Raw genomic sequence first — 19,517 nt, forward strand, 5'->3', positions numbered from 1 at the left:
GATATTCATGAAGATTGGCAATCGAGTTCAAGACAGTATATTAGTTTTACTGAATCAACAAAAAAGTGGATTGGTTAGATCCACTTGCTGACATAATGAATTTTACACAAGATTATGGACTTGACTGAAAAATATGGTGCGCAAACGTAGAGAATTAACTAAAAGGTTATTTTTTTGTGGAAGGCTTGTCAATATTTCTTACTTCATCATTAATTCTTCTTTGTATTTTCTTTGAAAAATCTTGAATATGGATTATGAAGAGGTTCCAACTACTAATCAATCCAATTGCGACAAGTGAAATGAATAGTAGTTTAAAAACTATGGAAACAGTCGGAGGTACGTTGATTGAAAGGACACTTGATATCAAGGATATTAGAGAAATTATCAACCATAATGTTGGTGTCACTATATAAGGTGCAAGTGTTAAGTAATAGAGCTCTCCATAATTTTTATATTTATCATTTTTCTGTAAATAGAGTTGAGTAAACTCTGTGTCTTTGAAAATTCGTAAAGCGGCACTTAATACAGCCAATGTGAAAGATAGTGCAGTTATTCCATAACTAAGGAAATTAGAAATGTTTATTGACTTAATTGAGAACAAGTTAGTAAAATTACTTGTGTAATTAAGAATTAAGAGTGTAATAAATATAAGAAGCCAAATTATTAAGAGTTTACTTCGAAGTAGATGATGCTTGATTTTCCAAATAATTTTAAAAATATTTATTTCGATTGATAACTCTTGATATTTTTTTTTTACCATAAATCATAAACCCGCTCTATGACACCTTTAATAATACTTTTTCCTCTTGAAGTAACTGAAGTAAGATATCCTTTTCTTGCGTTCTCAGAAATAATTGGATTTACGTCACTTGCATCTATTTTTTGTCCTTTTGAAGCAATTAATTTACGTATTTCTTTTGCAGCATTTACTTGTTCGATTGCTTCAGACCTGTCTTCAGATGGATTTCCATTAGGATAAACAATTTCAATTGTTATTTCGTTATATAGCCCTTCTAAATGTACTAGATTGTAGACAGGGTTAATTGAGACTTTTCCGATATTTGTTACTGTTTTGTATTCATTGATCAAGTCTTGAATTACTCCAGCATCACGCCTGACTTTTTTAGAAGGGTCATTACTCCCGTCAACTCCAGTTTGTAGATATATTCTTTCAGAAGTTAAATCATAATAAAATGTTATGTTAGGATTTCGTTCGGCTGTATAGTCATCAACAAACTTCTTTAGTTTTGCAGCTCGTTGCAGATATGTGGCCCCCATTTTAACTCTTGAAAATTGTTTGATGACTATTACATTTTTCATATTGCTAATTTTAAATTCTAAAATTGGATATAAATCAAAAATCCTTTTTATTAGCTGGTTTAGTAAATCTCTTGTGAACATAAAATCTTGTGAGTAAGAAATTGCTCCTGTTTGTTCATATTGTTTAACAACATTTAAGTACATTCCGTGGAACAGTTCAAGTTTCTCGACTAATTCAACGTATATATCATTTGCTTTAATTTCATCAATATCAATTTTCTTTGTGTTATATTCTATTATATTTGCATTGCTTTCTTTTATTTTCGATTGAAAAATTCTATTTAGAGCCGACGGGATAACAACCTGTTCAATTTGTTCTTTGTTAAATTGATACATTTGCAATATGCTTGGCTCTAAGTTGAGTTTAAATACATATGCTTCCATAGTTTCCTCCATTAAATTTTAACTATAGTATATCACATAGGACTAAATGAAATCACTCTAGTTCAGCAAGGTAGGCATATTTATGACATTTGTTAAAAATTGCTTTTTTTTTGTTTTTGTTTTATTTCTACTATTTTCAACTGATTTGGAGTTATTGGTAGGTTTGGAAATAATGATGAATCTTCTACATATATATATATCAAAGTTCGAGCTTAGTTGTAGTGCTAATTTATCAAAATCATCTTTTGATAATGCTTGCCTCATGTTTCGCTCGTATCTTTCTCCATATAATTGTGGAATTACTCCTTTATTCTCAAAGATTTTAATTATTTCAGTCATGTGCTTCTTATATAAGATTTTCTTTATATTTTAATTCCCATTTGCATTTTCGCATAGTTCAATCGTATCAATATATTTATCAACAAATTGTATTCGTTCTTCTTCTGTGAGTTTTAAAAATTCCAAATTATTAGTGTCATCATAATAATCAGACACTTTTGCGTTGGCAATAACAAAATCTAGGTCTTACTGCATGTCAAGTGAGTTAATTTCATTCACTTCTAATTGAAAAGAGTCTGTATGCTTTGATATCACTTGGTGAAATTGGTATAAATCATCAAGATGGTGTATTAGAAGTTTCTCGATATCTTTTTCATTTATGTATCCACCACATTCAGGACAATTATAATAAAGGTAAACTTTACCATGTCTGTTTTTGGAAGAGTGTCCTGCCATTCTTCTTATAGAACTAATATCATCACCAGTACAGCAAGGACATATTAATTTTTTCATGTATTCGTAATCATGAACTCTATGATAATTGTTCATGTTTTCCTGAATTGATTTCTGACATTGTTCAAACATAGTCTCTGTTATAATCGCAGGAACAATCCCTCTAAACTCATCAATTTCTTTTCCTTCACGTTTACCGTGCTCATAAGTTCCGTAATCCAAGTAATTCTTGTGCATGTTTGCTTGATATACTTCCATTTTTCCATGTAATATGTACTTCTTCAAAGTTTTTAGGTTGAGGAATTTTAGGTCTTCCCAATCGTTTACTATTCTGTTTGGCTAAAGCAATTCCCTCGGTCTGCCGTTTCTTTATGAATGTTCTTTCTTGTTCTGCGACATAAGAAAGGATTTGTAATACTAAATCCGATATGAAACTTCCTAATAAGTCTTTATTTACTGTTGTATCAAGTAAAGGCATATCTAGCACTTGTATATCAATAACAAGTTCTTTAGTCAGATATCCCCATTCTTGAATGATTTGATTGTAATTTCTTCCTAGCCTATCAATGCTGGGAATCACAAGTATGTCTCCATTTCTGAGGGCATTTCTAAGTAGTTCGTATTGCGGTCTATCAAGGTCTTTACCACTTTCCTTATCCACCATAATGAACCGCTCATCAACTCCATGTGTGATAAGATTCTGTACTTGTCTAGATTCGTTCTGTTGTTTTCTACTAACTCTGGCATAACCATAAGTTCTATGGGTCATGTGTTCACCTCCAATGATTAGTAGTTTACTATATGGGTAATCATTTGTAGAGTGATTTGTTAAAGTTCATGTAATTTCCAAATGTTTGGAAATGGATAGAACCATATTTTCAAACACTAAAAAACACATAATATCGTGAGATATCATGTGTTGGTTTAAGTATACATTTATCAACATACGTTATTTGATTCTATTCCCGTGTTCATCATATTTTGAAGAATCAAGTCCAAAAAAGTTTTGCTTCGACAAAAATGGCAGACTGAGAAAGTTTATTGGATTGTAAAATGAAGCTCTAACTCTGGTAACTATAAAAAAAGGAACTATGAATGCAATCTCGGTAAGTCTAAATTGTTGTAATGTTAACGAATATGTAACTAAAATAAAAGAGAAAAATATGTAAAACAATAAATATAGTACGAAATCGTATTGATTCTGAATTGTTTGTATTTTCATCAAGTCGTAAATTAAATAGATTATGAGTACACCTAAAGTCAAGTAATACGAAAAATTAAGAGAAACTTTTAAAAAACGCAAGTTACAAATTTCATACAGAATAAAAAATATATCAATTAACCAAACGTAGTGGAATAGTTTATAAACCTTACTTTTTGATTTTCTTTTAATGGTTCTAAAGTGTGGCTTGAAATCAAAATTAAAGTTAACTTCATTATCAATACGATTTCTCATTTGTTCGGAGTTTATTATGAAGTCTTGCATTGAATTCAGTATTTTTTCAAGATAAGTATCTGCATCTTTATAGTTAAAAAAACAAAAAGCGGCTAATGTGTATGTTTTGTAAAACTCGTATTTATTCACTCGTCGCTCTAATTGATTCTTATTATAAAAGGTATCAAAACACATATAGTTTTTAAACAACACGAAGACAGTTGAATATATTGGAATAATAAGCAATGACAATAGGATTGGCAAGAAATTATTGAAACTACCATTTTCTATGATAATAACAATCTGCTGAACACACAATAATACTACTGGAAAACTAAATTCTACTATAGATTCAAAAACAGAATTATCACTATCAGATGTTAAATTGAGATTTGTTTTTGTGAATGATTCAAAAAATAAATATATTGATGAAATTAAAACAACTGTATTGATGCTTTCTTCAAAAGTAAAGGCAATATAGGTATAGTATAATACTAATACCAAAACAAATATAATACCAATCTTTGTTTTTAGTAGGCTGAAAATTGTAAGGGTTAAGTCAATAATTTGACTTCTTATATCTTTAAAGAAAATAAATATAGCTAAGAAAAACACAAAAAGAAAGAAAATAGTACCAAATTCTTTGAAGTCAAACATCTCATAGAGTAAGAAAATGTAATGATTCATTCCCCTTATAAAATAAAGTATTATATCTCGCATTTGAACCCTCGATTCTAATGTGAAAAAGCCAGATATTCATTTCAATTATAACATTAAAAAAGACTCTCAACTAGGGATAGTCTACGATTAAGTTGATGTATTAATTCACTTATAAAATTTCCGACTTAATCTTTGACAATATACTGTTAATGGTAAGATATCCCTGTTTACATTCGGGTGAATCTTTTTTGATAGATTTCTTGGGATTGTTGATGAGGTAGTATTCTCTAAATAATACATCTGAATTGAGTAAAAACTTGATTGCTAATTTAGTACATTGATTTTTGCTTTTCTTTTTACCAATGTTTGAACCAATTATAGCACCCGCAGTACCTGCAATCATATCTCCCATTAGCACACCACCAAGTGTGCCCTTGGTTATTGTTTCTCCATCTTCAACTATTTCTACATCCATTATTTGAGAATAATCAAATACAGTACATATACCGTTCTGATCACTGTTTTGTATTGGAATATGAAGCCTTTTGCTATTATCGTCAAACTGAATGCCACCCATTTCAAAGGTCGTAATAAAGTCACTATCAATCAACTCTTTCGGTGTGGGTGAATTGTATTTAGTAGTTCTTCTTTATTCATTTTCTTCAGTTTAAATATCAGAGGTTTGAGCACATCTTTTTCTTTTCGATAACTCTCAACACACATCGTACCGTCTAGCTACTTATATTTTCCACTTAATAACGTATTAATCTTCTTACCACAAAATCCACATTGTAATATAGCCTCCTTATATGACCTAATTATAGATGAGATTGATTAAATATAGAATATTACGCATATTGGAAGGGTTACACTTAGGTAGACACTTCTCTATATAACGAAATGTTATAACATAAGAAAGAGAGGAATGATACTATGAGTTCAAAGAAAAGAAGAACTTACAGCGAAGATTATAAGAAACAAATGGTTTCTTTATACGAATCAGGAAAGGCTCCTTCTGAACTAATTTAAGAATATGATTTATCACCATCATCAATATATCAGTGGCAAAAAAAATATGGAACTAATTCAAATGATGATGTTTTTGTAAATAATAAAGAGTCTATAGATGAATTGAAAAAACTCCGTTAAGAGAATCAAAATCTTAAAATGGAGGTTGATATTTTAAAGTAAGCCACGCTGATTATGGGACGAAAATCAAAGTACTAAAACAAAATGAACACAAGTATCCATTCAGCGAGATGTGTAAAATTTTAGAGATTAGTAGATCCGGATATTATAAATATAGAGATAAAGACTTCTCTAGGAAAAAAGATATTCATACAGACTTAGTCATAAAGATATTTCATGAAAGTAACCGAATCTACGGCACCCGTAAGATCAAGAATGCTTGTGAAGATCAGGGTATTACTTTATCAAGGCGTAGAATCGGTCGTATCATGACAGAAGAAGGACTTGTATCACGTTATACAGTAGTTCAGTTCAAGCCACAAAGGCAAAATGTTAACCGAGAGCAAATCATGAACATCGTTAATCAAGAGTTCAATGGTAGAAAGCAAAAAGAAGTCATCGTAAGTGACCTCACCTACGTTAGGGTAGGAAGTACTTGGTATTATATATGTGTTATCGTAGACCTCTTTAATCGGGAAGTAATATGTTACAGTGCAGGAACAAGAAAAACGGCCCAGCTCGTAAAAGAAGCGTTCGCAACAGTCAAAGGAAACTTAAGTAATGTTCAATGCTTCCATAGTGATAGAGGTATGGAGTTTAAGAATTCTCTTATCGAAGACCTAATTGATACATTCGGAATATCCAGATCACTAAGTGAAGCTGGTGTCCCATATGACAACGCAGTAGCGGAAGCGACCTTTAAGTCAATAAAAACTGAGTTCGTTTACCCAAATAGGTTCGAAACACTACAGCAATTGAAACAAGAGTTGTCAGTGTATGTATGGTGGTTTAATAATAAACGATACCATCAAACGTTAAATTACTTAACGCCTGTACAGTATCGTTTAGAAAATGTTATATAGATGAGTGTCCACTAAAAGGTTGACATTCCGATATAATTATTCGGTTTTTACGAATTATCCAAAGTCATCACGCGGATACAAAAAAAGCGAATTAATATGAGGCTATAATGTTTCTAACTGAAGTGTTCTTACACTAAAAATAAACTTGAATTTATCAACTTGAATTAAGTTTCAAAAAAGAAACACATGTGAAGGAATTTCTAGAACGGTTTTCTGAAGCTGGAATTAAAGTTGATCTTGATAATTTAAGTCGTTTTGATGATGGTAAATATGAGGGCTTACTTCAAGTGCTTGTTAATCCTAAAACCAAGGAAAGCTGTGATGTTAATAACACAAAAGCGATCATTCATCCCCATGCGCCGTTTGGAAAGAAAGATTATAAAATAGACGTAGAATTAGATTGTGGTTTAGCAACAGTTGAATAAGAAAACAAGAGCTCATCATGAGCTCTTTGTTATGTCAAAATAAAATATCCTGCACCTAAGAAAATAAACGTAGCTATAAATATTTTTACTTGGAAGGATCGTTTGTTTGTTTTATGGTTAAAAACAACAGCACCGAAGAGGATCCCAGCAAATCCTCCCAGTAACGATAAGAGAAAAAAAGTGAATTCAGGGACTCGCGATCGTTTTGTTTTGGCTTTATATTTATCATATTTCATGAGAATAAACGTAAAACTGTTAATGAGTAAAAGATAGATGATCAACATAATAACCCTTTCTACGGTACGATTTTGGTACGATTTATTTAAGAGTAAAAGAAAACCCACTCGAAAGTGGGAGTTAAGTTTAAATGGTGCGGGCGAGAGGGCTCGAACCTCCACGCACAAGGCGCTAGATCCTAAGTCTAGTGCGTCTGCCAATTCCGCCACGCCCGCGTTTTTTTGACTGCTAATAGATTATAGCAATCAAAAGAGAAAATAGCAACACTTTTTTTAAAAAAATTAAATATAAAATATTTCAACTTTCCCAAAGCTTACATCACCATCTAAATAGACGGCTTGAGCGCCTTGGACAGGTGTTCTTATCTCCTCGTTAACACTGCCTAAAGATGCTTGAATATTGTTGTGAGTCTGAATGTCTTTTGGTAAGTAAAGTTTAACGTTTCCAAAGTTACAATCGACTTTAATGGTTGCTCCATTTTCATTGAAATGAACATCGCTGAAGAAGACACTTAAACTACCAAAGTTGTTTTCAATTGAAGCATAGCGTAAATTTTCGCTTTGCACATAACGTGAACTACTATTAAAGTTAGAATCAATCTTAATGTTCTCACCATTAACGGTATAAGCGGTGTTCGCTGAATCAAATTCAAATTGCACCACTTTACTTTTACTAAATAAAATTGAGAAGGCTAAGCTGAGTAAGAATGCTCCAAGCAAGATTGGCCATGTCTCAAAATTAATATTTAAATACTGTTCGTTAATGATTAAGATAAGAGCAAGTGGCATGAAAATTCCATAATAGTTGCGATCGACTAAATTACTAATGCTAAAGAAAAATAGAAGCGCAGTTAAGGCCAGTCTGAATAAGCTTGGTCCTCCGTGGAATAAATTAAAGCCGTTTGCTAGTGTTGTCAGTGCAAATAATAAAATAAGTAATCCCCAAAATACATTTTTTCTTTTCATAAAAAGCTCCTTTCATCAAGTGCGATTTTAAGTTTAGGATAATACTGTCGAGAAACATAATTAGTCTTGTAAGAGTTTTGAAAATAAATCATTCTTCCTGAAAATTGTTTATCTAAACCGCTCACTTTATGAACGTTTATGATGCTTCCTTTTGAAACACGGACGAAGTGACTTGGAAGGGACTCGATGAGTTGGTACAATCGAGAACCTGTTAGATAAGCATGCTCATTGGTATGAGCGAACACTTTACCATCTGATGTTTCAAAAAATAAAATATCTTCAAGATTAAGGATGTATTCCTGTTGGTTTTTACTAACCGTGATTTCTCGGATGTTTAACGAGTTTAAAATCGCTTTGACATCGTCATTCATTTCTCGATAAGTAAGGACTATATCGTCCTCTTGATCTGGATTATGAATCCACTTAACTTTCATAAAATCGCTCCTTTGATTTAAGTATAGGCTTTTTTTATTGTTTTGTAAGGAAAAACCACTAAGTGGTTTGTTTTATGCACTAAGTGGTTATGTTCTGTTTGCTTTTAGTAATTCTATTTCTTCTTTATACCCTTCAATTTCATTGGGTGTTTCTAAATAGAAGGGTAAGTGTTTTAATTTAGGGTGATTGATAATACGAACAAAGGCATCCAGACCTAAAGACCCTTGGCCAATTTTCTCATGACGGTCCTTATGGGAATTGAATGGATTTTTACTATCGTTAATATGAATTGCGTAAAGTTTATCCAAACCAATTTTTTGGTCAAATTCTTCGATGACACCCTCTAAATCATTGACTAAATCATAGCCTGCATCATAAAGGTGGCAAGTATCCCAACAGACTCCGATTTTTTCTTTAACGTCGACTTGATCAATAATTGCTTTTAGTTCATCAAAACTACGACCGATTTCGGTCCCTTTACCAGCCATTGTTTCAAGTAATACAATAGTTTCTTGTTCTGGACTTAAGACACGATTCAACATGCCTGCAATCATATCAATACCAGCCTCTACACCTTGTCCGACATGACTTCCAGGATGGAAGTTATAGAGACTGTTTTTAAAGAAAGACATTCGATAGAGATCGTCCTTCATAACTTCTTCAGCATATTCCCGAGTGTAGTCTTTGTTGCTGCACGCATTCATTGTATAGGGGGCATGAGCCAAGAGGTGATCGAATTGATATTCGTCCACTAATTTTTTGAGTTCCTCTACATCCTTTAAATCTAGTGCTTTAGCTTTCCCACCACGGGGGCTTCGTGTAAAAAATTGAAAGGTGTTCGCGCCAATGCTGTGGGCTTGTTCGCCCATTGCTCGATAACCTTTTGAAAAAGATAAGTGACATCCGATATAAAACATTAAATTCCTCCTTATTTACTTATAATGGTACACAAGACCATCAAAAATAACAACTAACAGGCACATGATTAGCACTTAGTTGATGTGCTTGGTAGAATAAAGACAAAGGAGGATGATCATGGAATTAGCGAATAAAAAAGTTTTAACAATTGTTAGTCCTGACTTTGATGACTTAGAATTATGGTATCCGATTTTAAGATTAAGAGAAGCGGGCGCGCAGGTCGATGTTGCGAGTGAAAAAGCAAAAGACTCAATCAAAGGAAAATATGGTTTAAGTGTTCAAAGTGATTTGTCATTTGATGATGTAAAAATTGAAGAATATGATGGTTTATTAATCCCAGGCGGCTGGGCTCCAGATTATTTAAGAAGACTGGACAGTGTCTTAGAATTTGTTAAAAACATGGATGAAAATAATCGTGTCATTGGTCAAATTTGTCATGCGGGTTGGGTCTTGTCATCGGCTGACATATTAAAAGGAAGAAAGGTCACAAGTACACCAGGTATCAAACATGACTTAATGCATGCAGGTGCAACGTGGGTTGATGAGGCTGCAGTCGCCGATGGAAATCTTATTTCAGGTCGAAGACCCCCAGATTTACCAGTGTATTTACCTTTACTTATTGACGCATTGAAAAAGTAAAAAAAACGGCTTAGCCGTTTTTTTGTTTGTGGTGAATCAGTGCTCCAAGAAGATTTGCTTTATTTTTAAACATGCATCTGTCAATGCGAGTCGTGAAGTTTGTAAATGCATCATAAGGCTTTTGCTTTTGTTGATACTTTTCGCGAATCAAATCGATGATACGATCATCTTCGCTAATTCCACCACCAATCAAAATAACTTCAGGATTAAAAATTGCAGTGATGTGCCAAAGGCTATCTGCAGTTATATTAAGCCAATCTTCTACTGCTTGAAGCGCATGATTATCGTTGGCATAAAATTTTTCAAAAACCTCTTTCGCATTACCGATTGGTTGATGACTGATTTGTTTATAAAGATAGAGTAATCCGTTTGCTGAACCGATCATCCCCAAAGAATAATACTTTCCTTGATATTGAACAGGCATGTAAGAGAATTCTCCTGCATAACCATCATTCCCAAATAGAATCGAATCAGCAGTGCTCAAAGCACCCCCAACACCTGTTCCAATTAAGTAACTGACGCTAGACGAACAATTCATTGCAGCTCCCTTACGTAGTTCGCACAAACCTGCCGCTTTAGCGTCATTTAAGGCCGATGTTGGACAGTGGAAATGATGACTGAAAGCTTTCACAATGTTGCTTTGATACAAAGGGTATAAGCGAGGCGAAGCCTTTGAGGTAATGTAACCTTGATCATTCACAACACCTGGAACCGCAATTCCGATGCCTTTAAAGCTATGAGCTGGAATCGCCTCAAACAATCTATCGTAGAACTCATTTGAAGACGAAACAATGGGAGTTTTGATTTCCCAATGTTTTAAGATTTGATCATCATTGTTTAGGATTGCAAACTGAATGTTTGTACCACCAATATCAAGTGCTAAATACATAGTTATTTATCTAAGAAATAGACACAGACAGCTTCAGGTGCATGGATATCTTTTTGAACATTTGTTAGAAGACCTGTAAGTTGATCGCGTGTATAAAGTGACAGGTTGTTTGTATCACGGTTAGCGACAACAAGGAATTGACCATCAGGACTTAAATCAAAGTCCCGTGGGTGTTCTCCAAACGTAGAAATATGTTGAATAATGGAAAGTTGACCTGACTCATCAATCGCGTAGACAACCAAACTATCTTCACCACGATTTGAAGCATACAAGAATTTCCCATCGTTGCTGATTCGAATTGCTGCCCCTGCACTTTGATTTGTTTCGTGTTCTAAACTTGTAATAATTTGGTAAATGTTAAAATCAGAATCAAGAACCGTAACGGTGTTATTTAATTCCGCAAAGACATAAAGACGATCAAGGGTAGGGTGAAATGCAATATGACGCGGACCTGATCCTTCTTCTAAGCGAATCGAGGCAATTTGTTCATCGTTTTGATATTTGTATACTTTATCATTTCCTAAGTCACAAACATAAAGGACGTTTGTTTTCGGATCAAAATCAGTGTAGTGTGCATGAGCGCCTTCCTCATACTGGACAGTTTTAATGTGAGTTTGATTTTGATAAATATTCATCTTTCCATGATGATAATTTGCATCATAAATCTTTCCAGACTGTGAATCATATTTTACATAACATGGTGGTGTGCCTTCTTCAGTGATTGCATATTTTTTTTCAAGATTTCCCTCTTCTGTAAACGTATAAGCACCAATCCCACCAAGATTACCCTCTTGGTAGACAGAATATAACGTGTTATTTGTCTTGTCATAGTCTAAATATGTTGGGTTTTCTGCCTTAATCAGTAATTCCAAATTTTCTAATGTTTGGTCTGTTTCGTTTAAATCAATCTGATACAACCCTTCGCTATCATTACGGGTGTATGCACCTAATAATATTTTCATCTAAATCCTCCTTTTTTAATATTGTATCATAAAAGTATACGGTAATTTTTTTCATGAATTAGAACGAAGTGCAAAAAACATTGAAATTAATGTTCAAAACATATCAATCCGATTGCGAAATTAACCTGAAGTGCTTATTATAGAGACAAGGAGGCAATAGGATGTCAAAAAAATTGAAAATTGTTACTATTGGTGGTGGAAGTAGTTATACACCTGAATTAATGGAAGGTTTTATTGATCGTGCAGATAAATTAGATATTAAAGAACTTTGGTTAGTTGATATTGAAGACGGTCGTGAAAAATTAGAAATTGTTGGGGCGATGGCTCAAAGAATGGTGAAGGCTGCAGGACTTGATTGGGAAGTCAAATTAACACTTGATCGTCGTGAAGCGTTAAAAGATGCAGACTTTGTTACAACACAATTTAGAGTTGGATTGCTTGATGCACGTGTTCGTGATGAGAGAATCCCGGGCAAATATGGCTTAATTGGTCAAGAAACAAACGGAGCAGGTGGAATTTTCAAAGCATTTAGAACAATTCCTGTTATTTTGGATATTATCAAAGATATGGAAGAATTGGCACCTAATGCATGGTTGATTAACTTTACAAACCCAGCTGGAATGGTTACTGAAGCTGCAATTAAGGTAGGCGGATGGAAACGTACAATCGGGTTATGTAATGTTCCAGTTGGTTCAACAAAACAAAACCATGAAGCAATGGGGTATGATGAACATGACGATAAAATGTTTATGAAGTATGCAGGATTAAACCATTTCCACTGGCATCGAGTTTGGGATGTTGATGGTACAGAGGTTACTGATAAAATTATTGATCAACTTTATCATCCTGAGAGTGAATTTGCTAAAAACAAATTAAAAGAAGTAAAAAATATTAATCCAATAAATTATAACTATGAACAAGTGAAAGATTTAGGAATCTTACCATGTGGTTATCACCGTTATTACTATATAACACGTGATATGTTGGAAGAAAACTTGGAAAACTATAAAAATCATACAACACGTGCTGAGACTGTTAAACAGACAGAAGCAGAATTGTTTGAATTGTATAAAGATCCAAATTTAGACTATAAACCAGAACAATTAACAAAACGTGGTGGTACACACTATTCAGAAGCGGCTTGTGAACTGATTGCATCAATTCATAATGATTCACGTACCGTGATGGTTGTAAGTACAGAAAACAATGGAACAATCACTGATTTACCTTACGATTGTGCTGTTGAAGTTTCATCCGTGATTACCTCTCATGGTGCTGAACCGTTTAACTGGGGTTCATTCCCACCGGCAGCTCGTGGTCCATTACAAATGATGAAAGCAATGGAAGAAACAGTCATTGAAGCAGCTGTAACAGGTGATTACAATAAAGCACTTCATGCATTCAATATCAACCCACTCATTACAAGTGGTACGTATACAAAACCAATGCTTGATGAAATGCTTGTCGCAAACAAAAACTACTTGCCACAATTCGCAGAGAAAATTGCTGAATTAGAAGCAAATGGTGTTGTTTACAAACCAGAATAAAAATGATTCAATAAACAACAGGGTGAACACTCTGTTGTTTATTGACTGAAAGGAAGATTTATTATCAAAGTATTTGTAACTGATTTGGATGGAACACTTTTAGATGCTAAAGGAAAATTACATCCTGATATGAAAGAATTAATTAAGGTAATCCGATCTAAAGGATTTTTGTTTGGGGTAGCGACTGGCCGACCACTTTTTTCTGCAAAAGCAGCAATTCCAGATGCAGAAGAAATTTTTGATTTCCTCATTTGTAATAATGGTGGAGAAATTTATGATTTTGTAGGTCGTCAATATCATCAACAATATCCTTTGACAAAAGATGTGATGAATGAAATTATTGAAGACAATTTAAAACTGGGCGCAAATCCCATCCTATATATCAATGATCAAATGGTCACTGCGTTTGAAGATGTTTACAATCAAAGGGTTCGAACATTTTTAGATGTTGTCTATGAAGAAGATATTTATTCGGTTGTGCCTGAAACATTACCAAAAATTATCTTTAGTGTTACACCTGAATTAGGAAAGGACGTTATTTCGTTTCACAAAGAAAAAGCTAATGCTCGCTATAACGCCTTTAAATCACAAAATGAACTCGTGGAGTTTATGGATCCACGAGTTAATAAAGAAGTTGGTTTAGAATGGTTTTGCCAGCAACATAACATTGATTTATCAGAGGTTATGTCATTTGGCGACAATGACAACGATTATGAGCTCGTGCGAGCAGCAGGGGTTGGTGTGGCGATGAATAATGCAACAGATTATGTTAAGAGTGTTGCTGATCATGTTGCCAAGTCGAATGATGAGCAAGGCGTGTATCATTTCTTAATGGATTATTTGTCAAATTAATCCTTCAACAATCTTTTGATAGTTTTCATAATCTAATGAGAACATCAAGGCATAGATAAAATCAAGAACTAATTGGATGGCTGTTCGTGAAGAATACGAGGCCATCTTTTTCATGAGTTGTTCCTGGGCAGGTACATGAATAACTTCAGTAGCATACGCACACAAAGCGTTTTTATTTGGTCCAGTAATTAAAATTGTTGGAATATTGTTTTCATGAAGATACTTAATGATACGCAAGTTGTTAATGTTATTGCCATAGTAAGAGATGATCATAGCGACTGAATCAAGTGGCTGTGTATAGGCTTTAGAATGCTGGAAACCAACTTGTGTTTCTAAGTGACAATCCCGTTTGATACGATAAAGCTTGTATTGAAAGTCTTGAGCCAATATTAAAGATTGACCCGTTCCGTAGAGGTATAGATGAGGTGATTGATGCATCATGATCGCAACTCGTTGGAGTTGATCAAAATCAAGGTGGTTGTACGTATCATTTAAAGACTGGAGATTTAGACTGTAGATGTTCTCAATAATTTCTTTCGGAGATTCGTTTTGTGTGAATGGTAAATCATCTTCGATTCGTGTTTCTTTTGGTGAATGTGAACCGATTTCTGAGGCGAGTTTTACCTTGAATTCAGAAAAACCATCCGCATTAACCTTTAAACAAAACCGTGAAATAGTTGAAGGACTTGAATAGGTAGCCTTTGCTAAATCTTGAATTGTCATGTTGGTAACTTCTTTAGCGTTTTCAAGAATATAGTCGGCGATTTTACGCTCAGTATCAGAAAAATTTTCATTTGTTTTAAGTTGGTTGAAGATTAACATTTAAATTTCCTTTCTTATATTGTTATTTAAGTAAAATTTATGTATAATGAATAAGCACGTTGGAGAATTGGCCGAGCGGCTGAAGGCACCATCTTGGAAAGGTGGCGAAGTATTTTGCTTCCGTGGGTTCAAATCCCACATTCTCCGCCATAGTGAATTCACACCACCATTCATGGTGGTTTTTTATTGTTCATTTCTTTATTATTGTAGTATAAGTCAGTGAGAAATGATAGAGAGTTTTAAAAAAACAACACTTTATATAAAAGTGTTGTTTTATAGTTGTTATCGTTTTGAATTGACGTATTCTTCATAGGTTCCGATAAAATTCTTATAGCTTCCATCATCTTGAATTTCGATGACACGATTAACAGTTGTGTTTAAGATCTCATAATCATGAGAAGCAATGATAAGAGTACCAGGGAACTTAATCAATGCATTGTTAAGTGCAGTAATTGATTCCATGTCCAAATGGTTGGTGGGTTCATCTAATAACAAGACGTTATTGCCTTCCAACATTAATTTCGAAAACATACAGCGAACTTTCTCACCACCTGAAAGTACATTGACTTCCTTCAGTGCATCATCTCCTGAAAATATCATGCGTCCTAAAAAGCCGCGAACATATGTTTGATCATCTTCATCCGTATGGTCCATGAGCCACTCAACGATGTTTTTATTTGAATTGAAATTATCTTCGATATTTTTATTGAAATAGCCATAAGTTACCGATGCTCCCCAATGGATTGAACCAGATTCAGGTTTATGTGTTTCAGAAATGATATCAAAGAAAAGAGACTTAGCTAACTCGTTATTTGAAACAATTGCAACTTTGTCGGTATTACTTAGGGTAAAGTTGAAGTTTTTCAAGAGTGTTTCACCATTTAAGCTAGCATTTAAATCTTCAACCGATAAGACTGAGTTTCCAAGTGAACGATTGGGTTTAAATTCTATGAAAGGATACTTTCTATTCGATGGTTTAATATCGTCAATGGTTATTTTAGCAAGTTGTTGCTTACGGCTGGTTGCTTGTTTAGATTTTGAAGCGTTAGCACTAAAGCGATCAATGAAATCTTGCAACTCCTTTATTTTTTCTTCTTTTTTCTTGTTGGATTCAGTTAATTGACGGGCAATAATTTGACTTGATTCATACCAAAAATCATAGTTTCCGACAAATAATTGAATTTTCCCAAAATCAATATCTGCAATGTGAGTACAGGTCTTATTTAAGAATGCTCTGTCATGTGAGACCAGAATTACGGTGGAATCCAAATTAATTAAAAATTCTTCAAGCCAGTGAATTGCCTCGATGTCCAAGTGGTTTGTAGGTTCATCAAGTAAGAGAATATCTGGATTTCCAAATAAAGCTTGAGCTAAGAGAACTTTAACTTTATCTTGTGCTTTAATGGTCTTCATCTCAGCGAAGTGTAAGTTAGAGTGAACATTTAAACCGTTAAGAAGGATTGATACTTCGCTTTCTGCGTTCCATCCATCCATCTCTGCAAATTTTTCTTCGAGCTCGCCGGCTTTGATTCCGTCTTCTTCACTAAAGTCTGATTTAGCGTAGATTGCATCTTTTTCTTTCATAATTTTATAAAGTTCTTCATTACCCATGATAACGGTTTCCATAACCGTATAATCATCATAGGCAAAATGATCTTGTTTTAGAAAAGACAATCTTTTTCCGCTTTGGATTGATATATTCCCCTCGGTTGGTTCGATTTCACCAGACAATAATTTCAGAAATGTTGATTTACCAGCGCCATTGGCACCAATGACTCCATAACAATTACCGTGTGTAAAGCTAATGTTAACATCTTCAAAGAGGGCTGAACCACTAAATGAGAGTGTTAAGTTATTTGTACTAATCATAATTTCGACTCCTTATTATATAAATATCATGCTTTGTCATTGTATCACAAGTTTTTAAAATAAAGAACTCAATGCGTTCTAAGAATTAAAAAAGAACACTTATGAAGTGTTCTTAAACTATTACTTGGATGTTAATGCGATAAAATCATTGATTCTTTCTTCGGCTACTTTTAAGCTTGATCTCCAAAAGTCGGGTTGAGTAATGTCGATTCCGGCCATAAGTGCAACGTTTTCACAGGATTGAGTGGTTGTTGCTTCTAATAGTTTACGGTATTGAGGAACGAAATCTTCGCCTCTTTCTTGGAATTGAGCATAAAGGCCTAAAGCAAAGAGTCCTCCAAATGCATATGGGAAATTATAGTAACTTAGTCCACCGCTGTAATAATGTCCTTTACATACCCACATGTAAGGATGAAGTGTATCAGGGTCTAATCCATCACCGTATGTTTTTAATTGAGCATCAATCATGATTTTCTTTAAGTCGTCACTTGAAAGGAATTCGTTTTTACGACGGTTAAAGACTTCTTCTTCAAAGTAATAACGAGATGAGATATCGACGATGATTTGACATAAATCAGAGATAGAGTTTTCGATAAGCATTTGTTGCTCAAGTGGGCTTGCTGTCTTCATGGCTTCATTGAATACGATGTTTTCGCAGAATGTTGAGGCTGTTTCCGCAACAGGCATGGTATAGGAAGTGTTCAGAAGTGATAAGTCTTCAATCATGTGTCCGTGGTAAGCGTGTCCTAATTCATGGGCGATGGTAACGATACCAGACATTGAGCCATCAAAGTTTGTCATGACACGGCTTTGTTTGATTTGTGGTAAATTCGAACAAAATGCTCCGCCTCGTTTTCCTTCGCGTGGTAAGAAATCAATCCATTTTTCATCATAAGCACGCAATGCTAAAGCGCCTAAGTCTTCTGAAAAACCATTAAAACTTTCAACAATCATTTTTTTGGAGTCTTCAATTGAATATTTGGTGTTAGACACTTGACCGATTGGGGCAAATAAGTCATACCATGGAAGACCGTTGTCATGGCCTAATAATGACCCTTTATGTTTTAAATACTTTCTAAAGATAGGCATTGATTCATTCATTGCAACAAACAATGCATCAAGAGATTCTTTGGATAAACGTGAATCTTGAAGTGTCTTCTCTAAACTGTTTTCATATCCGCGTAAATCGTTAATTGTATTGACTTCGCCTTTAATGCTATTTAATGAAAAGGCAACTGCGTCTTCAATGGTTTTATAAAGTTCCAGTTCTTTTAAGTAAGCCTCTCTTCGTATTTCTTGAGAAGGATCATACGCGAAATTTCTGATGGAAGTAAGTGTGTGTGTGTCACCATTAAACTCAATGGTAGCATTCGCTGTCAATTGACTTTGTAATTTTGACCATGCATCAGAAGCGTTGATTTGCATTTTAGCAATGACATCTTCAATTTCATCGCTCAATTGGTGTTTACCACGTGCAATAATTTCGTTGAGAAGAAACTCGTGTTCCTTCAGGTAAGCATCATCCTGAATCCATTGTGTGATGGAATCTTTGTTTTTGTAGACAAAGTTATTAAAGAGGGCGAAGGGTTTCGCAGTCGTGCTAACCAAGTTTGCAATCATTGCATATTTTTGATTGCTAATGGAATCATTTGTGTTGGTTGCTAAATTTAAACTGATAAAAGAAAATAAATTTCTTGCCAAACGGGTATAATCTTCGTTTAATTTCATGAATGATATTAAATCATCCTGTGTCTTCAGGTTTACACTTTCTTCAGTGAGTGTATTAATTGTATTTGTAAGTGTGTTAAAATCCTTTTCAAATGCAGTGTTGTAATCTTCATAAAGATCATCAAGTGACCAAGTATACATAAATATAGTTCTCCTTTTTCTTTTTAACTATTATATCATGTTTCATCAAGAGTGTAAGAAAGATTTTCATCAATTATGTAATTAATTTCATAAAACAGAAAACATTTTCAACAAAACGTTGGAAACCTTAATAACAAAGGATAAATGAATGTTTTGACAATCTAAGTTGATGAATTATATCTGTGTCGTAAAGGAACTGAGATGAAACATCAGGGAAGTCTATTGATTGAGTGGATTACGATAGAATATTGTCTATATATAAGGAAGAGATTATTTAATGTAAAATAATAATAAAATAAATGAATAAAGTTTGTAAATAGAGTTGACAGGGTGTTGAGGTAATGTTAATATGTACAAGCGCTAAGGAAATCAAAGCGCTGCAATGGTCTTTGAAAACTGAACAGGAAACGTCAATTTCAAACAGAAATAGATAACAAAAATAAAACAATAACTCGTCAGAGTTATTCATGAGAAAGAATCAAATGAAGAGTTTGATCCTGGCTCAG

Annotated in this window: 21 protein-coding genes, 2 tRNA genes and 1 pseudogene; 7 read left to right on the forward strand and 17 right to left on the reverse strand. The window is 33.9% G+C overall.

Annotation, left to right across the window (positions count from 1 at the left end; all coding sequences use genetic code 11):
• The first annotated feature begins 254 nt into the window (after nucleotides 1–254).
• A complete protein-coding gene (locus tag GVV10_RS09115) occupies nucleotides 255–413 on the forward strand; it encodes a hypothetical protein (protein ID WP_159521906.1) in 159 nt (52 codons plus the stop codon).
• 340 nt (nucleotides 414–753) lie between these two features.
• On the opposite strand, the gene GVV10_RS09120 is transcribed toward GVV10_RS09115, so the two are convergent.
• The 7 genes from GVV10_RS09120 to GVV10_RS09135 form a co-directional block, all read right to left on the reverse strand.
• The gene (locus GVV10_RS09120; RefSeq protein WP_159521908.1) at nucleotides 754–1,704 is read right to left on the reverse strand and encodes a hypothetical protein; all 951 of its coding nucleotides are present in this window, start codon (nucleotides 1,702–1,704) and stop codon (nucleotides 754–756) included.
• Nucleotides 1,705–1,761: 57 nt separating this feature from the next.
• Nucleotides 1,762–2,043: a hypothetical protein gene (locus tag GVV10_RS09470; RefSeq protein WP_201290034.1), complete on the reverse strand. Its 282-nt coding sequence runs from the start codon at nucleotides 2,041–2,043 to the stop codon at nucleotides 1,762–1,764.
• A gap of 30 nt (nucleotides 2,044–2,073) precedes the next feature.
• The gene (locus GVV10_RS09555; protein WP_268892256.1) at nucleotides 2,074–2,199 is read right to left on the reverse strand and encodes a hypothetical protein; all 126 of its coding nucleotides are present in this window, start codon (nucleotides 2,197–2,199) and stop codon (nucleotides 2,074–2,076) included.
• A gap of 30 nt (nucleotides 2,200–2,229) precedes the next feature.
• Nucleotides 2,230–2,673, reverse strand: coding sequence for a recombinase family protein (locus GVV10_RS09515; RefSeq protein ID WP_236261892.1), 444 nt, complete (start codon nucleotides 2,671–2,673; stop codon nucleotides 2,230–2,232).
• Nucleotides 2,639–3,205 (reverse strand): recombinase family protein, encoded by a 567-nt coding sequence (locus tag GVV10_RS09520; protein ID WP_236261893.1) that lies wholly within the window; start codon nucleotides 3,203–3,205, stop codon nucleotides 2,639–2,641. Before GVV10_RS09520 ends, GVV10_RS09515 begins: the two co-directional genes overlap by 35 nt.
• 180 nt (nucleotides 3,206–3,385) lie before the next feature.
• Nucleotides 3,386–4,558, reverse strand: a complete 1,173-nt coding sequence (locus GVV10_RS09130) for a hypothetical protein (protein WP_159521910.1) — start codon at nucleotides 4,556–4,558, stop codon at nucleotides 3,386–3,388.
• 142 nt (nucleotides 4,559–4,700) lie between these two features.
• Nucleotides 4,701–5,006: a hypothetical protein gene (locus GVV10_RS09135; RefSeq protein WP_159521912.1), complete on the reverse strand. Its 306-nt coding sequence runs from the start codon at nucleotides 5,004–5,006 to the stop codon at nucleotides 4,701–4,703.
• Between the two features lie 458 nt (nucleotides 5,007–5,464).
• On the opposite strand from GVV10_RS09135, the pseudogene GVV10_RS09140 reads away from it, so the two are divergent.
• Both GVV10_RS09140 and GVV10_RS09145 read left to right on the forward strand, forming a co-directional pair.
• Nucleotides 5,465–6,582, forward strand: a pseudogene (locus tag GVV10_RS09140) (IS3 family transposase).
• A 188-nt stretch (nucleotides 6,583–6,770) separates the two neighbouring features.
• Nucleotides 6,771–7,007 carry a hypothetical protein gene (locus tag GVV10_RS09145; protein ID WP_159521914.1) on the forward strand — a complete coding sequence of 79 codons (237 nt, stop codon included), beginning with the start codon at nucleotides 6,771–6,773 and terminating at the stop codon, nucleotides 7,005–7,007.
• A 29-nt stretch (nucleotides 7,008–7,036) separates the two neighbouring features.
• On the opposite strand, the gene GVV10_RS09150 is transcribed toward GVV10_RS09145, so the two are convergent.
• The 5 genes from GVV10_RS09150 to GVV10_RS09170 form a co-directional block, all read right to left on the reverse strand.
• Nucleotides 7,037–7,291 carry a DUF1294 domain-containing protein gene (locus tag GVV10_RS09150; protein ID WP_201290035.1) on the reverse strand — a complete coding sequence of 85 codons (255 nt, stop codon included), beginning with the start codon at nucleotides 7,289–7,291 and terminating at the stop codon, nucleotides 7,037–7,039.
• An 84-nt stretch (nucleotides 7,292–7,375) separates the two neighbouring features.
• Nucleotides 7,376–7,459, reverse strand: a tRNA-Leu gene (locus GVV10_RS09155).
• Nucleotides 7,460–7,525: 66 nt separating this feature from the next.
• Nucleotides 7,526–8,209: a LiaF transmembrane domain-containing protein gene (locus GVV10_RS09160; protein ID WP_159521918.1), complete on the reverse strand. Its 684-nt coding sequence runs from the start codon at nucleotides 8,207–8,209 to the stop codon at nucleotides 7,526–7,528.
• A complete protein-coding gene (locus GVV10_RS09165) occupies nucleotides 8,206–8,643 on the reverse strand; it encodes a LytTR family DNA-binding domain-containing protein (protein ID WP_159521920.1) in 438 nt (145 codons plus the stop codon). Before GVV10_RS09165 ends, GVV10_RS09160 begins: the two co-directional genes overlap by 4 nt.
• 87 nt (nucleotides 8,644–8,730) lie before the next feature.
• Nucleotides 8,731–9,561 (reverse strand): deoxyribonuclease IV, encoded by an 831-nt coding sequence (locus GVV10_RS09170; RefSeq protein ID WP_159521922.1) that lies wholly within the window; start codon nucleotides 9,559–9,561, stop codon nucleotides 8,731–8,733.
• A 118-nt stretch (nucleotides 9,562–9,679) separates the two neighbouring features.
• Between GVV10_RS09170 and GVV10_RS09175 the strand changes: the two genes are divergently transcribed.
• Nucleotides 9,680–10,201, forward strand: coding sequence for a type 1 glutamine amidotransferase domain-containing protein (locus GVV10_RS09175; RefSeq protein WP_159521924.1), 522 nt, complete (start codon nucleotides 9,680–9,682; stop codon nucleotides 10,199–10,201).
• Between the two features lie 10 nt (nucleotides 10,202–10,211).
• Here the strand turns inward: GVV10_RS09175 and GVV10_RS09180 are convergent, their stop codons facing one another.
• Entirely contained in the window at nucleotides 10,212–11,090 is an 879-nt protein-coding gene (locus GVV10_RS09180) for an ROK family protein (RefSeq protein ID WP_159521926.1), read from the reverse strand.
• Between the two features lie 2 nt (nucleotides 11,091–11,092).
• Nucleotides 11,093–12,052, reverse strand: coding sequence for a lactonase family protein (locus tag GVV10_RS09185; protein WP_159521928.1), 960 nt, complete (start codon nucleotides 12,050–12,052; stop codon nucleotides 11,093–11,095).
• Nucleotides 12,053–12,213: 161 nt separating this feature from the next.
• Here GVV10_RS09185 and GVV10_RS09190 point away from each other — a divergent pair, with 161 nt between their 5' ends.
• Together GVV10_RS09190 and GVV10_RS09195 are read left to right on the forward strand one after the other, a co-directional pair.
• Entirely contained in the window at nucleotides 12,214–13,599 is a 1,386-nt protein-coding gene (locus GVV10_RS09190) for a 6-phospho-beta-glucosidase (RefSeq protein ID WP_159521930.1), read from the forward strand.
• A 63-nt stretch (nucleotides 13,600–13,662) separates the two neighbouring features.
• Nucleotides 13,663–14,451 (forward strand): Cof-type HAD-IIB family hydrolase, encoded by a 789-nt coding sequence (locus GVV10_RS09195; RefSeq protein ID WP_268892257.1) that lies wholly within the window; start codon nucleotides 13,663–13,665, stop codon nucleotides 14,449–14,451.
• On the opposite strand, the gene GVV10_RS09200 is transcribed toward GVV10_RS09195, so the two are convergent.
• Nucleotides 14,443–15,273, reverse strand: a complete 831-nt coding sequence (locus GVV10_RS09200; protein WP_159521934.1) for a MurR/RpiR family transcriptional regulator — start codon at nucleotides 15,271–15,273, stop codon at nucleotides 14,443–14,445. The genes GVV10_RS09195 and GVV10_RS09200 overlap by 9 nt on opposite strands.
• 61 nt (nucleotides 15,274–15,334) lie before the next feature.
• On the opposite strand from GVV10_RS09200, the gene GVV10_RS09205 reads away from it, so the two are divergent.
• Nucleotides 15,335–15,423, forward strand: a tRNA-Ser gene (locus tag GVV10_RS09205).
• 132 nt (nucleotides 15,424–15,555) lie between these two features.
• Here GVV10_RS09205 and GVV10_RS09210 read toward each other — a convergent pair.
• Together GVV10_RS09210 and GVV10_RS09215 are read right to left on the reverse strand one after the other, a co-directional pair.
• Nucleotides 15,556–17,142, reverse strand: a complete 1,587-nt coding sequence (locus GVV10_RS09210) for an ABC-F family ATP-binding cassette domain-containing protein (RefSeq protein WP_159521936.1) — start codon at nucleotides 17,140–17,142, stop codon at nucleotides 15,556–15,558.
• 120 nt (nucleotides 17,143–17,262) lie between these two features.
• Entirely contained in the window at nucleotides 17,263–19,011 is a 1,749-nt protein-coding gene (locus tag GVV10_RS09215; RefSeq protein WP_159521938.1) for a M3 family oligoendopeptidase, read from the reverse strand.
• Nucleotides 19,012–19,517 lie beyond the last annotated feature (506 nt).

Source organism: Erysipelothrix urinaevulpis (assembly GCF_009828835.1).
GTDB classification, from domain to species: domain Bacteria; phylum Bacillota_I; class Bacilli_A; order Erysipelotrichales; family Erysipelotrichaceae; genus Erysipelothrix; species Erysipelothrix urinaevulpis.

What these genes read in the sequence shown, in the direction of transcription:
- GVV10_RS09470 (WP_201290034.1), bottom strand. Translation starts at nt 2,043, where the DNA reads ATGACTGAAATAATTAAAATCTTTGAGAATAAAGGAGTAATTCCACAA.
- GVV10_RS09185 (WP_159521928.1), bottom strand. Translation starts at nt 12,052, where the DNA reads ATGAAAATATTATTAGGTGCATACACCCGTAATGATAGCGAAGGGTTG.
- GVV10_RS09115 (WP_159521906.1), top strand. Translation starts at nt 255, where the DNA reads ATGAAGAGGTTCCAACTACTAATCAATCCAATTGCGACAAGTGAAATG.
- GVV10_RS09520 (WP_236261893.1), bottom strand. Translation starts at nt 3,205, where the DNA reads ATGACCCATAGAACTTATGGTTATGCCAGAGTTAGTAGAAAACAACAG.
- GVV10_RS09175 (WP_159521924.1), top strand. Translation starts at nt 9,680, where the DNA reads ATGGAATTAGCGAATAAAAAAGTTTTAACAATTGTTAGTCCTGACTTT.
- GVV10_RS09210 (WP_159521936.1), bottom strand. Translation starts at nt 17,142, where the DNA reads ATGATTAGTACAAATAACTTAACACTCTCATTTAGTGGTTCAGCCCTC.
- GVV10_RS09180 (WP_159521926.1), bottom strand. Translation starts at nt 11,090, where the DNA reads ATGTATTTAGCACTTGATATTGGTGGTACAAACATTCAGTTTGCAATC.
- GVV10_RS09515 (WP_236261892.1), bottom strand. Translation starts at nt 2,673, where the DNA reads ATGCACAAGAATTACTTGGATTACGGAACTTATGAGCACGGTAAACGT.
- GVV10_RS09200 (WP_159521934.1), bottom strand. Translation starts at nt 15,273, where the DNA reads ATGTTAATCTTCAACCAACTTAAAACAAATGAAAATTTTTCTGATACT.
- GVV10_RS09170 (WP_159521922.1), bottom strand. Translation starts at nt 9,561, where the DNA reads ATGTTTTATATCGGATGTCACTTATCTTTTTCAAAAGGTTATCGAGCA.
- GVV10_RS09160 (WP_159521918.1), bottom strand. Translation starts at nt 8,209, where the DNA reads ATGAAAAGAAAAAATGTATTTTGGGGATTACTTATTTTATTATTTGCA.
- GVV10_RS09190 (WP_159521930.1), top strand. Translation starts at nt 12,214, where the DNA reads ATGTCAAAAAAATTGAAAATTGTTACTATTGGTGGTGGAAGTAGTTAT.
- GVV10_RS09130 (WP_159521910.1), bottom strand. Translation starts at nt 4,558, where the DNA reads ATGAATCATTACATTTTCTTACTCTATGAGATGTTTGACTTCAAAGAA.
- GVV10_RS09215 (WP_159521938.1), bottom strand. Translation starts at nt 19,011, where the DNA reads ATGTATACTTGGTCACTTGATGATCTTTATGAAGATTACAACACTGCA.
- GVV10_RS09135 (WP_159521912.1), bottom strand. Translation starts at nt 5,006, where the DNA reads ATGGATGTAGAAATAGTTGAAGATGGAGAAACAATAACCAAGGGCACA.
- GVV10_RS09150 (WP_201290035.1), bottom strand. Translation starts at nt 7,291, where the DNA reads ATGTTGATCATCTATCTTTTACTCATTAACAGTTTTACGTTTATTCTC.
- GVV10_RS09120 (WP_159521908.1), bottom strand. Translation starts at nt 1,704, where the DNA reads ATGGAAGCATATGTATTTAAACTCAACTTAGAGCCAAGCATATTGCAA.
- GVV10_RS09165 (WP_159521920.1), bottom strand. Translation starts at nt 8,643, where the DNA reads ATGAAAGTTAAGTGGATTCATAATCCAGATCAAGAGGACGATATAGTC.